Here is a 13,008-nt window from a genome sequence, read left to right on the forward strand (position 1 = left end):
GGTGACAGGTGGTCGTTTCAACCGTGAAGGACGGTTCGGGGCACGACGCCGCGAGCCGAGCGACGGGGCTCGGCGCGTTGTCCGGTGCGGCGGGGCATTCAGCCGATGCTCAACCCGGGGGGAGCGTCACGGACCGCGATGTCAAAGACCGGGATGCAGTGTGGCATGCCGGTGCGTCAGAATTGGACGTAAGCCCGAGAAACCCTCCCCCATAGGGAGAGGGGACTGCTGCTTACGCCGGCTTCTCTTCCAGGCGCTTGTCCAGATAGGCGCCGACGCGGGTTTCGACCGCGCCCATGTGGTCCTGCCAGAAGTGGCTGGCGCCCTCTTCCAGTTCGTAGTCGATGACGATGCCCTTCTGGGTGCGCAGCTTGTTGACCACGCGCTCGACCTCGACCGGCGGGACGATGGTGTCCGCGGTGCCGTGCAGGAACAGGCCCGAGGCCGGGCAGGGGGCCAGGAAGGAGAAGTCGTACATGTTCGACGGCGGCGAGACCGAGATGAAGCCGTCCGTTTCCGGGCGACGCATCAGCAGCTGCATGCCGATGTAGGCGCCGAACTGGTAGCCGGCGACCCAGGTCTGGGTGGCGGCGGGGTTGTTGGCCTGCAGCCAGTCCAGGGCGGTGGCCGCGTCGGCCAGTTCACCGATGCCCGAGTCGAACTCGCCCTGCGACTTGCCCACGCCACGGCTGTTGTAGCGCAGGGTGGCGAAGCCGCGCTTCACGAACAGCTGGTACAGGGTCACCGCGACCGGATTGTTCATGTGCCCGCCGGCCTTGGGGTGCGGGTGCAGGATCAGCGCGATCGGCGCATTGGGACGCTTGCCCGGGGAGTAGCGGCCTTCGATACGGCCAGAGGCGCCGGGCAGGATAACTTCAGGCATGGGCGGAGCGAATTCCCGTGTTCAAATGTCTTTTCGCAGCTGCGTAATACTTGACCGCGTGAGTAGGACTTTCTAAGTCCACCGCGCGCGTCGACGCCTTTGCGAAGGCGCGGGTTCTAGCACAGGAGCCCCGAAAAGCGCGCGATTTTTGAGGGTGTGCGATGCGTCTGTCGACCAAGGGACGATACGCCGTGATGGCGATGGCCGATCTGGCCCGGAACGGACGGGACGCCGGCGGCCAGACACGGGCGGTTTCGCTGGCCGAAATCGCCACCCGGCAGGAGATTTCCCTGAGCTATCTGGAGCAGTTGTTCGCCCGTCTGCGCAAGAGCGGGCTGGTGTCCAGCGTGCGCGGCCCGGGCGGCGGCTACCGCCTGTCGCAGGGCCCCGAGGCGACCATGGTCGCCGATATCGTGCTGGCCGTGGACGAGCCGATCCGGGCGACGCGCTGCGCGGCCCACGGCACGCCCAAGGGCTGCATGCTGGGCGGCGAACGCTGCATCACCCACGACCTGTGGGAAGACCTGGGCGCCGAGATTCACGCCTATCTGGCGGCGGTGTCGCTGGAGGATGTGGTGATGCGCCGGACCGGCGCGCGGCGCCGGGCGATGGCGTCGGGCATGGAGGCGGCGGCATGAGCGGCGTCTATCTGGACTACAACGCCTCGGGTCTGGTGCGTCCGGAGGTGCAGGAGGCCATGGCGAAGGCCCTGGCCGACAACGGCAATCCGTCGGCGGTGCACGCCGCCGGTCGCCGGGCGCGGGCGCGCATCGAGACGGCGCGGGCGCAGGTGGCCGAGTTGGTCGGGGCCGATCCGACCGCCATCACCTTCTCGTCCGGCGGGACCGAGTCCAATGCGCAGGCCATCGTCAGCGCGCTGAAGGGCGGCTGCGAGCGGCTGATCGTCAGCGCCACGGAGCACCCGTGCGTGGCCGAGGCCGCGCTGGCCTCGGGCGCGCCGGTCGAGGTGCTGCCGGTCGATGGAAACGGCGTGGTTGATCTGGCGTGGCTGGCCGAGGCGCTGGCGCGTCCGGGCAAGGCCGTGGTCGCCATCCATCATGCGAACAACGAAAGCGGCGTGATCCAGCCGATCGTCGAAGCGGCGAAACTGGTGCGGGCCGCGGGCGGCTGGCTGCACGTCGACGCCATCCAGTCGGCGGGCAAGATCCCGGTCGATATGCGCACGCTGGATGCGGACAGCCTGACCCTGTCGGCGCACAAGCTGGGCGGGCCGCAGGGCGTCGGCGCGTTGGTGCTGAAGCCGGGCCGGGAAGCCGTGCGCATCCTGCACGGCGCCGGACAGGAGCGCGGTCTGCGCGCGGGCACCGAGAATGTGCCGGGCCTGACGGGCTTCGGCGTGTCGGCGGTCTGCGCGGCGCGCGATCTGGACGAGGCCATGGCCCACGTCAGCTGGCGCGACGCCGCCGAGGCGCGGGTGAAGGCGGCCGGGGCGACCATCATCGGCGGGACCGTCGAGCGCCTGCCCAACACCCTGTTCATGTCGGTCGAGGGCTGGGACAGTCCGCAGCAGCTGATCACCCTGGATCTGGCGGGCGTGATGATCTCGGCGGGCAGCGCCTGCTCCTCGGGCAAGACCAGGCCGTCCAAGGCCATCAGCGCCATGGGGCTGCACGATCTCGCCACGGGCGGGGTGCGGGTCTCGGGCGGCTGGGGCACCACCGAACAGGACTGGATCCGGTTCGCCGACGCCTGGATCGCGGCGTGGGAAAAGCACAAGACGCGCGTCAGCGAACGCGCGAAGGAAGTCGCGTAAGTTATGGCCGCCGTTCAGGAAACCGTCGACGCTGTCGCCGCGCTGGAGAAGTATGCGCACGGCTTCACCTCGGACATCGAGCAGGAGTTCGCGCCCAAGGGGCTGAACGCCGACATCGTGCGCTTCATCTCAGAGAAGAAGGGCGAGCCGGAGTGGATGCTGGAATGGCGGCTGGCCGCCTTCGAGCGCTGGCAGGCCATGGAGGAGCCGACCTGGGCGGCGGTGAAGTATGAGCCGGTCGACTATCAGGACCTGTATTATTACGCCGCGCCGGTGAAGAAGGAGGGGCCGAAGTCCCTCGACGAGGTCGATCCGGAGCTGCTGGAAGTCTACGCCAAGCTGGGCATTCCGCTGAAGGAGCAGGAGGTGCTGGCGGGGGTGCAGGGCGCGCCGAAGGTGGCGGTGGACGCCGTGTTCGACAGCGTCAGCGTGGTCACGACCTTCAAGGCCGAGCTGGCCAAGGTCGGCGTCATTTTCATGCCGATTTCCGAGGCCGTGCGCGAACATCCTGAGCTGGTGCGTCAGTATCTGGGTTCGGTCGTGCCGGTGTCGGACAACTATTTCGCGGCGCTGAACAGCGCGGTCTTCAGCGACGGATCGTTCGTCTACATCCCGCCGGGCGTGCGCTGCCCGATGGAGCTGTCGACCTATTTCCGGATCAATGCGTCCCAGACCGGCCAGTTCGAGCGGACCCTGATCATCGCCGACAAGGGCAGCTACGTCTCGTATCTGGAAGGCTGTACGGCCCCAATGCGCGACGAGAACCAGCTGCATGCGGCGGTGGTCGAGATCGTGGCGCTGGACGACGCCGAGGTGAAATACTCGACCGTCCAGAACTGGTACCCCGGCGACGCCGAGGGCAAGGGCGGCATCTACAACTTCGTCACCAAGCGCGCGGACTGCCGCGGCGACCGGTCGAAGGTCAGCTGGACCCAGGTGGAGACCGGCTCGGCCGTCACCTGGAAATATCCGTCCTGCATCCTGAAGGGCGAGGAGAGCTCGGGCGAGTTCTATTCGATCGCTATCACCAACGGACATCAGCAGGCCGACACCGGCACCAAGATGATCCATCTGGGCAAGAATTCGAAGTCGCGGATCATCGCCAAGGCGGTCTCGGCGGGCAAGTCGGACTCGACCTATCGCGGTCAGGTGTCGGTGCACCCCAAGGCGACGGGCGTGCGCAACTTCACCCAGTGCGACAGCCTGCTGATCGGCAAGGACTGCGGCTCGCACACCATTCCCTACATCGAGGCCCGCAACGGCTCGGCCCAGCTGGAGCATGAGGCGACCACCACCCGCCTGAGCGAGGACCAGCTGTTCTACGCCCAGCAGCGCGGCCTGTCGGAGGAGGAGGCGGTGGCCCTGCTGGTCAACGGCTTCGTCCGCGACGTGCTGCAGGAACTGCCGATGGAGTTCGCGGTGGAAGCGCAGAAGCTGGTGGCGATCAGTCTTGAAGGGAGCGTGGGGTGATCCGCTTCGATAGTAGCGATGATGAGTATCTGGGCTGGATTTCCGGGCACTCGAATGGGTTCGTTGTGAACAGCCGTCGCAGCCCGACCTCCGAGTATCTGGTTCTGCACCGGGCCAGCTGCCCGTCGATTGACGGACGTGTCCAAGGTGTACCCGGCGCCTACACGGAGCGGGATTACACCAAGTTCGCCAGCGAGGATCTGGATGATCTTCGTAGTGGCCTTGCGCCGATTTCGTCGCGCTTCTCGGCGGTATGCCAACGCTGCGCCCCGCTGACCAAGACTGAAGATTAGAAAATGCTCTCCATCTCCAACCTCCACGTCACCGTCGGCGAGAAGCCGATCCTCAAGGGGCTGACGCTCGAAGTGCCGGCGGGCGAGGTGCACGCCGTCATGGGGCCGAACGGGGCGGGCAAGTCGACGCTGGGCTACGCCCTGTCGGGCCGTCCGGGCTATGAGGCGACCGAAGGCTCGGTCCAGTGGAACGGCGCCGACCTGCTGGAGCTCGATCCGGCGGAGCGCGCGGCCAGGGGCGTCTTCCTGTCGTTCCAGTATCCGCTGGAGATCCCCGGCGTGCCGGCGATGACCTTCATCCGCACCGCCCTGAACGCCCAGAAGCGCGCGCGTGGCGAGGAGGAGGTCTCGGCCCCCGCCTTCCTGAAGCTGGTGCGGGCGGCGTCGGCGGCGCTGAAGATGGACTTCGAGATGCTGAAGCGTCCGTTGAACGTCGGCTTCTCGGGCGGCGAGAAGAAGCGGATGGAAATCCTGCAGATGGCCCTGCTGGAGCCGTCGCTGCTGATCCTGGACGAGACGGACTCGGGTCTGGACATCGACGCCCTGCGCATCGTGTCGGAAGGCGTGAACGCCCTGCGGTCGCCGGAGCGGTCGATGCTGGTGATCACCCACTACCAGCGTCTGCTGGACTACATCAAACCCGACCGGGTGCACGTGCTGGCCGCCGGCCGCATCGTCGCCTCGGGCGGCCCGGAGCTGGCCCTGCAGCTCGAGGCCGAGGGCTATGACAAGTACGTGGCGCCTGAACTCGAGGGGGCGGCGTGAACGCGCTTCCGCTCATTGATCTGAAGGACGCGTCCAGCTTCCCGTCGCGGCGGGTGGAGGCGTGGAAATACTCGGACCTTCGGAAAGTCCTGCGCGAGGCGCCCGCGCCGTCGCCGCCGGCGTCCGTGCCGGTGGTCGGCGGCGGACCGTTCGAGAGCCTGGGCGGCGCGGCCATGGTCTTCGTCAACGGCCGGGCGGTCGAGGACAGCGTCCTGGATGTGGCGGGGGCGAAGACCGTGCGCCTGCGCTTCATCTCGAAGGCCGAGGGCACGGGCCACGCCGCGACGGCGCGCCTGTCGACCCGCGCCGGGGCGAAGCTGCTGCTGCTGGAGACGCATGAGGGCAAGGGTTCGGCCTATGTGGCGCACAACCGGCTGGAGCTGGATGTGGCGCGCGGGGCCGAGGTGATCCGGGTGGTGCTGGTCAACGAGCCGGCGGACGCGATCTCGATCACCCGCGCCGAGGTGCGGGTCGAGCCGGGCGGGGTCTATCGCCAGACCGTGCTGACCACGGGGGCGAAGCTGCAGCGTTTCGAGACCCTGCTGCGGCATGCGGCGAAGGGCGCCGATGTGCGACTGGACGGCGCCTACGCCCTGTCGGGCGAGCGGCACGCGGACCTGACCACGGTGGTGGATCACGTGGCGGCCGACGGCCTGACCAGCCAGATGACCAAGGGCGTGGTGCGCGACACGGCGCGCGGCGTCTTCCAGGGCAAGATCATCGTCGAGCGCGGCGCCGACGGCACCGACGCCCGTATGCAGCACCATGCCCTGATCCTCGGCGAGCGCGGCGAGATCGACGCCAAGCCGGAGCTGATCATCTACGCCGACGACGTCCAGTGCGCGCACGGGAACACCGTCGGCAATCTGGACGAGGCGGCCCTGTTCTACATGCAGCAGCGCGGCATCCCGGCCGATGAGGCCCGCGCCCTGCTGGTCGAGGCCTTCCTGATCGAGGTCGTGGACCGCATCGCGCACGAGGGCGCGAGAGAGGTGGCGAGGGCATGGCTGACGGAGCGTCTGTGACCCGCTTTGATCCCTACGCCGCCCGTGCCCAGTTCCCGATCCTGTCGCGGACGGTGAACGGCAAGCCGCTGGTCTATCTGGACTCGGCCGCCTCGGCGCAGAAGCCGCGGGCGGTGATCGACGCCCTGACGGCGGCGATGGAGGGGAGCTACGCCAACGTCCATCGCGGCCTGCACACCCTGGCCAATGAGACGACCGAGGCCTTCGAGGCGGCGCGCGAGAGCGTGGCGCGGTTCCTGAACGCCGAGGGGCCGGATAACATCGTCTGGACCAAGGGCGGGACCGAGGCGATCAATCTGGTGGCCTCCAGCCTGGGCCAGTCCATCCAGCCGGGCGACGAGATCATCGTCAGCCAGATGGAGCACCACTCCAACATCGTGCCCTGGCACCTGCTGCGCGAGCGGCGCGGGGCGGTGTTGAAGTGGATCCCGCTGCTGGACGACGGGTCGCTGGACATGGCGGCCTACGCTGACCTGCTGGGGCCGAAGACGAAGATCGTCGCGGTGACCCACATGTCGAACGTGCTGGGCACCATCAATCCTGTGGCCGAGATCACGCGGATGGCCCACGCCGTGGGCGCGCGGGTGCTGATCGACGGCTGCCAGGGGGCGGTGCACGGCCTGCCGGACGTGCAGGCCATCGGCTGCGACTTCTACGCCTTCACCGGGCACAAGCTGTACGGCCCGACCGGCATCGGGGCGCTGTACGGCACGACCGCCGCGCTGGACGCCCTGCCGCCCTACCAGGGCGGGGGCGAGATGATCGAGACGGTCGAGATGGAGCGCGTGACCTACGCGAAGCCGCCGCACCGGTTCGAGGCGGGCACGCCGCCGATCCTGGAGGCCATCGGACTGGGGGCGGCCATCGAGTGGCTGGGCCAGTACGACAAGGCGGCCGTCGATGCGCACGAGCGGGCGCTGTACGCCCACGCCCGGGCGCGGCTGGAGGGCGTGAACTGGCTGAAGGTGATCGGCGAGGCGGAAGGGAAGGGGGCCATCCTGACCTTCACCGTCGAGGGCGCGCACGCCCATGACATCGCGCAGGTGATGGACCGCTACGGCGTCGCCGTGCGGGCCGGTCTGCACTGCGCCGAGCCGCTGGCCAGACGATTTGGCCTGACGTCGAGCGCCCGGGCCAGCTTCGCCCTATATAACACCCTTGAGGACGCCGACGCCTTCGCCGACGCCCTGATCAAGGCGCGTGAGTTCTTTGCATGACCGACCAGACGACCCCTGCTGAAGCCCCGACCGTCGCGGAAGACGATGGCGGCCGCGCCGCCGCCGTGGCCTCGGGCAAGATCAGCCAGCAGGAGCTGGATCACCTGACCGACGGCATCATCGAGGCGCTGAAGACGGTGTTCGACCCGGAAATCCCGGTCGACATCTATGAGCTGGGCCTGATCTACAAGGTCGATCTGTCGGACGAGCGCGACGTGCAGGTCGAGATGACCCTGACCGCGCCGGGCTGTCCGGTGGCCGGCGAAATGCCGATCTGGGTCGAGCAGGCGGTGATGAAGGTCGAGGGCATCCGTTCGGCCCGCGCCGAGATCGTGTTCGACCCGCCGTGGGATCCCTCCAAGATGAGCGACGAGGCCAAGCTCGCGCTCAATATGTTCTGAGGCCCGGGATGAGCGAACTGCAAGCCACGCCCCGCCCGCGCCGCCCGCGTCCCGCGATCGTCACCCTGACGGACGCCGCCGCCGCGCGCGTGATCGAGCTGACCGCCGACAAGCCGGTGAAGGGTCTGCGCGTGGGCATCAAGAACGGCGGCTGCGCCGGGCAGGAATACACCTTCGGCTTCGCCGAGGAGGTGGGTCCGCTGGACGAGGTGGTGACCGACAAGGGCGCGACGGTCGTGATCGACGGCAAGGCGGTGCTGTATCTGATCGGGTCGGAGATCGATTTCGAGACGACGAAGCTGGCGTCGAAATTCGTGTTCCGGAATCCGAACCAGACGGACGCCTGTGGCTGTGGCGAGAGCGTCACCATCACCCCTCTGAAGGCCGACTGACATGATCCGCCTTGAGGGGGTGACCCGTCGCTATCGCAGCGCGGCGGGCGAGCGCGTGGCGCTGGACGGCGCCGATCTGGAGATCGCCCGGGGCGAGGTGTTCGGCGTGGTCGGTCGCTCGGGCGCCGGCAAGTCGACCCTGATCCGGACCATCAACCGGCTGGAGACGCCGGACGCGGGCAAGGTGTTCGTGGACGGGCAGGAGATCACCGCCCTGAACCCGGCCGAGCTGCGCGCCGCGCGCCGCCGGATCGGCATGATCTTCCAGCATTTCAACCTGCTGAACGCCAAGACCATCTTCGACAACGTGGCCTTCCCGCTGCGTCTGGAAGGACGGCCCGAGGCCGAGGTGAAGGCCCGGGTGGGCGAGCTGCTGGCGCGACTGGGCCTGTCGGAGCATGCGAACAAGCATCCGGCCCAATTGTCGGGCGGGCAGAAGCAGCGGGTGGGCATCGCCCGGGCGTTGGCCTGCGGGCCTTCGGTCCTGCTGTGCGACGAGGCGACGAGTGCGCTGGACCCGGAGACGACCGAGGACATCCTGACCCTGCTGGATCAGCTGAACCGCGAGCTGGGCCTGACCATCGTGCTGATCACCCACCAGATGGAGGTGGTGCGCCGGGTCTGTGATCGCGTGGCCGTGCTGAAGGACGGTCGAATCGTCGAGCAGGGCGCGACGGCGGACGTCTTCCTGCATCCGCAGCATCCGGTGACGCAGGCCATGCTGGCCGAGGGCGAGGAGGCGTTCGACGCCTCCGTCGTGCCCGCCGGGGCCAGACTGGCGAAGCTGACCTTCCGCGGCGCCTCGACCTATGAGCCCGAGTTGAGCCGCGTCGCGCGGTCGGTGGGCGTGGACTATTCGATCCTGTCGGGCCGCATCAGCCGCATCCGGGGCGAGCCCTATGGCCAGCTGGTCGTGGCCTTCACCGGCGGCGACGCCGGGGCGGCGATGGCGCAACTGACCGACCGTGGCGTCAGGGTGGAGGCCGCCTGATGTTCGAGAATGTGGACTGGACCGAGATCGGCCGGGCGACCATCGACACCCTGCTGATGCTGGGCGGATCGCTGGCGTTGACGGTGGTGCTGGGCGTGCCGCTGGGCGTGCTGCTGTATCTGTCGGGCAAGGGGCGGCTGGCCGCCAATCCGGTGCTGAACGCGGTGCTGTCGCTCGTGGTGAACGTGCTGCGCTCGGTGCCCTTCATCATCCTTCTGATCGTCATGTTGCCGGTGACGGTGCTGCTGGTCGGGACCTCGCTGGGCGTGGCCGGGGCCATTCCGCCGCTGGTCGTCGGGGCGGCGCCCTTCTATGCCCGTCTGGTCGAGACGGCCCTGCGCGAGGTGGACAAGGGCGTGGTCGAGGCGACGCAGGCCATGGGCGGCTCGACCTTCCAGATCGTCACCCGCGCCCTGCTGCCGGAAGCCCTGCCGGGCGTCATCGCCGGGGCCACCGTCACCGCGATTGCGCTGGTCAGCTATACGGCCATGGCGGGCGTGGTCGGGGCCGGTGGTCTGGGCGACCTGGCCGTGCGTTTCGGCTATCAGCGCTTCCAGACGGACGTCATGGTGGTGACCGTCGTCCTGCTGCTGGTGCTGGTGCAAATCCTTCAGATGATCGGCGACCGTCTGGTCACCGCCGTCTCCCACCGCTGACCGCCCCTGAAAGGCTCAAGCCATGATCCGTCGTTCGCTTCTGCTCTCCGCCGCCGCCGTCCTGACGCTCGCTGCCTGTGGCGCGGGCGGCGAGAAGGCCGGGGAGGGCGACGCCCTGATCGTCGGCGCGACCGCCGTGCCGCACGCGGAAATCCTTGAGATCGTGAAGCCGATCCTCGCCGCCGAGGGCGTGCCGATCGAGATCAAGGTGTTCAACGACTACGTCCAGCCGAACGTCCAGCTGGCCGAGAGCCGGCTGGATGTGAACTACTTCCAGACCAAGCCCTATCTGGACGAGTTCAACGCCGCGCGCGGGACCAATCTGGTGACGGTCGCCGGCGTTCACGTCGAGCCGCTGGGTCTGTATTCGAGGAAGCACAACGCGTTGGCGGCCCTGCCCAACGGCGCGCAGATCGTGCTGCCGAACGACGCCTCGAACACCGGGCGCTCGCTGCTGCTGCTGCAATCGGCGGGTCTGATCCGTCTGCGCGACGGCGAGAATCCGCTGCAGACCGTGGGGGACATCATCAGCAACCCGAAGGATTTCCAGTTCCGGGAAGTCGAGGCGGCGACCATCCCGCGCATCCTGCCCCAGGTGGATGCGGCGGTGATCAACACCAACTATGCGCTCGACGCCGGACTCAAGCCGCGCACCGACGCACTGTCGCTGGAAGGGGCGAACAGCCCCTACATCAACTATCTGGTGTCGCGCCCGGAGAGCCAGAACGACGCGCGGGTGCAGGCCCTGGCCCGGGCCCTGCGCAGCCAGGCGGTGAAGGACTTCATCGCGCGGAAATACGACGGGGCGGTGATTCCGGCTGCCTAGGCGGCGAGGGATTAGGGACCAGGGATCAGGGATTAGGTTGTTTCGGCGCGCGTCAGCTGCCGGGGTGACCCTCTAACCGTCTGATCTCTAATCCCTAATCCCTAGTCCCTAATCCCTGCGCATTGCGCTTTCCGCACCTCATCCGGCGTCGGCACCTGAACGGCGGGCGTGACCGGCGCGCCCGTGGCCTCGGCGATCAGTTGGGCGGTGCGGCCCTCGACGGCGGCCTCCAGCCGGGCCAGGAACTCGTCCTTGGGCAGGCCGACGGGGATGGGGTCGAGGAACTCCAGCGTGGCCGTGCCCGGGTGCTTCTCGAACGCCTCCTGCGGCCAGAAGAGGCCCAGGTTGGTGGCGACGGGCACGACCGGCATGTCGAAGTCGCGGTACATGTGCCAGACGCCCGAGCGGTAGCGGAACTTCTCGCCGACCTTGGCCAGATTGCCCTCGGGGTAGATGAGGATCCTGCGGCCCTCGGCGTGGGCGTCGGCGGCGCGGTGTTTCAGGGCCTCGCGGGCGGCGCGGCCGCCGCAGTTGTTCACCACGATGGCGCCCAGCTTGCGCAGGACCGTGCCCAGCAGCGGAAACTTCTCCAGATGGTCGCCGGTGACGAAGGCCAGATCCTGGAAGCGGTCGTAGGTGGCGAAGCCGTCGCCCCAGCTCTGGTGCTTGGACGCAATGATGAAGGCGCCCTGCGGCAGGCGATCCTCGCCCCGGTACCGGATATGGATGCCCGCCAGCACCCGCATGGCCTGGACCATGCGCCGGACGTAGCGGCGGATGATCCAGCCGGTCGCCTTGCGCCCGGGCGCCAGCGCCGCGACGCAGGCGGCGAGGGTGTAGAGGATGGACAGCGACCAGTAGGCGATCGCGAAGGCGAAGCTGCGCATCAGCGGACTGTGCCACGAATTGGCCCGGCGCCAACCGCCGGACGGGGGCGGATCAGGCGGCGGCCTGCTCGAGCGACTCGGAGGCTGTCACCCGGTTCCGGCCCGCGCGCTTGGACGCATACAGGGCCGCGTCGGCGCGTTCGAGGAGGGCGGACGCGCTCTCGCCGGGACGACGAACGGCGAAACCGGCCGAGACCGTCACGGCGCCCAGATCGTCATTGGTCGACCGCCGCCGCAGGGAGCGGGAGCCGATTTCCTTGCGGATGGCCTCCAGCGCCGTGGCGACCTGCCGGCTGTCTTCCTGCGGGAAGATGATGGCGAACTCCTCTCCGCCGTAGCGGGCGGCGACGCGGGGCGGGGCGCCGAAGCGGCCGATGACGCTGGCGACGTAGCGCAGGACCTGATCGCCGGTCTGATGACCCCAGGTGTCGTTGAAGCGCTTGAAATGGTCGACGTCCAGAACCGCCAGGATCGGCGTCTGGCCTTCGCCGGCCTGTTCGCAGGCGGCGGCCAGGTGCTCGTCGAAGGCCTTGCGATTGGCCAGATTGGTAAGAGCGTCGGTCATGGCGTCGCGCCGCACCTGCTCGAGGTGCTCGCGCAGGCGGGAGACCTCGCGGGTGGAGGCGTCGAGGCGCTTCTCGAGCGTCTCGTTCTCGCGCTGGACCCGGCGGGTCGCCGTGGTCAGGTTGCCGACGATGGATTTGAGGGCGGCGCCGTCACCGGCGGTCTCGATGCTGGTCGCGGCCTTGTCCAGGGTCTGGCCATAGGCGGACTGGGACTTGTGGGCGCGCGAGATGGCCTCGGCCACGCTGGACAGCTCGCGGTCCAGCACCAGGCCGGCGTCGCGGATCTCCTCGGTCAGGCGCCCGCGCGGGAGGTACTCGGCGGCCAGCATGTCGGCGGTCGCCTCGGTGAAGGGCTCCTTGGTCGACAGAAGGCGCTGGATCTCGCGACCGAGCGCGCTTTCCGGGTCGCCGAGATAGTGGAGCCAGAGTTCAAAATTGAGCGGCGTCGGCCAGACGCCGGCCGCTTCCATTTCGTCGATCACACGACGGGACAGGCTGTAGGCGTCCGGTCCCCGGACTGTGGTCTCGACGGATGAGGCCATGCGGAATTCTTCCCCCTGCGTATCGCCTCTGTCGGGCGACGCGGGCGACACGCTAGGGGAGGATAGGTAACGCGAGGTTAAGTCTGGCCGGACTCGCGCCGAAAAGCTCAGCCGCGGGCCGGGATCGGGCGACGGAGGAAGGCCGGGACGTCGGCGTCGCCGAACGGACGGCCGTTGCCCGCGCGCGGCGCCTCGGGCGTGGCGGCCGTCTTGCGCTCGCCGCCCTTCCCGCGACCCCGGCGGGGCTCACGGGCGGGAGGGGCGTCCGCCTCGACGGCTTCGACGACCGCCTGGACGGCCTCGACGGGGGCGGTCGTCTC

General features: G+C 68.6%; 15 protein-coding genes and 1 pseudogene. 12 read left to right on the forward strand and 4 right to left on the reverse strand.

All coding sequences use genetic code 11. The features are described 5' to 3' along the window. Positions 1-232 precede the first annotated feature (232 nt). Positions 233-883, reverse strand: coding sequence for an alpha/beta hydrolase (locus ACLQ7T_RS12740; protein WP_420470962.1), 651 nt, complete (start codon positions 881-883; stop codon positions 233-235). Between the two features lie 161 nt (positions 884-1,044). Between ACLQ7T_RS12740 and ACLQ7T_RS12745 the strand changes: the two genes are divergently transcribed. From ACLQ7T_RS12745 to ACLQ7T_RS12800, 12 genes are read left to right on the forward strand one after another with little or no spacing between them, the layout of a single operon-like run. Continuing rightward, a complete protein-coding gene (locus ACLQ7T_RS12745) occupies positions 1,045-1,521 on the forward strand; it encodes an Rrf2 family transcriptional regulator (protein ID WP_420470961.1) in 477 nt (158 codons plus the stop codon). Continuing rightward, on the forward strand, positions 1,518-2,657 hold the full coding sequence (locus tag ACLQ7T_RS12750; RefSeq protein WP_420479758.1) for a cysteine desulfurase family protein: 1,140 nt from the start codon (positions 1,518-1,520) through the stop codon (positions 2,655-2,657). Before ACLQ7T_RS12745 ends, ACLQ7T_RS12750 begins: the two co-directional genes overlap by 4 nt. A gap of 3 nt (positions 2,658-2,660) precedes the next feature. Continuing rightward, a complete protein-coding gene (gene sufB, locus ACLQ7T_RS12755) occupies positions 2,661-4,127 on the forward strand; it encodes a Fe-S cluster assembly protein SufB (protein WP_420479759.1) in 1,467 nt (488 codons plus the stop codon). Continuing rightward, the gene (locus ACLQ7T_RS12760) at positions 4,124-4,420 is read left to right on the forward strand and encodes a hypothetical protein (protein ID WP_420479760.1); all 297 of its coding nucleotides are present in this window, start codon (positions 4,124-4,126) and stop codon (positions 4,418-4,420) included. Before sufB ends, ACLQ7T_RS12760 begins: the two co-directional genes overlap by 4 nt. 3 nt (positions 4,421-4,423) lie before the next feature. Next, positions 4,424-5,185, forward strand: coding sequence for a Fe-S cluster assembly ATPase SufC (gene sufC / locus ACLQ7T_RS12765; protein ID WP_420479761.1), 762 nt, complete (start codon positions 4,424-4,426; stop codon positions 5,183-5,185). After that, entirely contained in the window at positions 5,182-6,210 is a 1,029-nt protein-coding gene (gene sufD / locus ACLQ7T_RS12770; protein WP_420479762.1) for a Fe-S cluster assembly protein SufD, read from the forward strand. Before sufC ends, sufD begins: the two co-directional genes overlap by 4 nt. Then, a complete protein-coding gene (locus ACLQ7T_RS12775) occupies positions 6,189-7,427 on the forward strand; it encodes an aminotransferase class V-fold PLP-dependent enzyme (RefSeq protein WP_420479763.1) in 1,239 nt (412 codons plus the stop codon). Before sufD ends, ACLQ7T_RS12775 begins: the two co-directional genes overlap by 22 nt. Further along, the gene (locus ACLQ7T_RS12780; protein ID WP_420479764.1) at positions 7,424-7,828 is read left to right on the forward strand and encodes an SUF system Fe-S cluster assembly protein; all 405 of its coding nucleotides are present in this window, start codon (positions 7,424-7,426) and stop codon (positions 7,826-7,828) included. The genes ACLQ7T_RS12775 and ACLQ7T_RS12780 overlap by 4 nt, the downstream gene beginning before the upstream one ends. 8 nt (positions 7,829-7,836) lie before the next feature. Beyond that, positions 7,837-8,220, forward strand: coding sequence for a HesB/IscA family protein (locus ACLQ7T_RS12785; RefSeq protein ID WP_420479765.1), 384 nt, complete (start codon positions 7,837-7,839; stop codon positions 8,218-8,220). Between the two features lies 1 nt (position 8,221). Then, on the forward strand, positions 8,222-9,211 hold the full coding sequence (locus ACLQ7T_RS12790) for a methionine ABC transporter ATP-binding protein (protein WP_420479766.1): 990 nt from the start codon (positions 8,222-8,224) through the stop codon (positions 9,209-9,211). Next, entirely contained in the window at positions 9,211-9,867 is a 657-nt protein-coding gene (locus tag ACLQ7T_RS12795; protein WP_420479767.1) for a methionine ABC transporter permease, read from the forward strand. The genes ACLQ7T_RS12790 and ACLQ7T_RS12795 overlap by 1 nt, the downstream gene beginning before the upstream one ends. 22 nt (positions 9,868-9,889) lie before the next feature. Then, positions 9,890-10,693, forward strand: a complete 804-nt coding sequence (locus tag ACLQ7T_RS12800; protein WP_420479768.1) for a MetQ/NlpA family ABC transporter substrate-binding protein — start codon at positions 9,890-9,892, stop codon at positions 10,691-10,693. Between the two features lie 101 nt (positions 10,694-10,794). Here the strand turns inward: ACLQ7T_RS12800 and ACLQ7T_RS12805 are convergent, their stop codons facing one another. The 3 genes and pseudogenes from ACLQ7T_RS12805 to ACLQ7T_RS12815 all read right to left on the reverse strand — a co-directional run. Continuing rightward, the gene (locus ACLQ7T_RS12805; RefSeq protein WP_420479769.1) at positions 10,795-11,580 is read right to left on the reverse strand and encodes a lysophospholipid acyltransferase family protein; all 786 of its coding nucleotides are present in this window, start codon (positions 11,578-11,580) and stop codon (positions 10,795-10,797) included. 52 nt (positions 11,581-11,632) lie between these two features. Beyond that, positions 11,633-12,688, reverse strand: coding sequence for a GGDEF domain-containing protein (locus ACLQ7T_RS12810; protein ID WP_420479770.1), 1,056 nt, complete (start codon positions 12,686-12,688; stop codon positions 11,633-11,635). Between the two features lie 107 nt (positions 12,689-12,795). Next, a pseudogene (locus ACLQ7T_RS12815) lies at positions 12,796-13,008 on the reverse strand (DEAD/DEAH box helicase); the annotation flags it as partial.

The organism is Brevundimonas sediminis, from assembly GCF_048799765.1.
Classification (GTDB): Bacteria; Pseudomonadota; Alphaproteobacteria; order Caulobacterales; family Caulobacteraceae; genus Brevundimonas.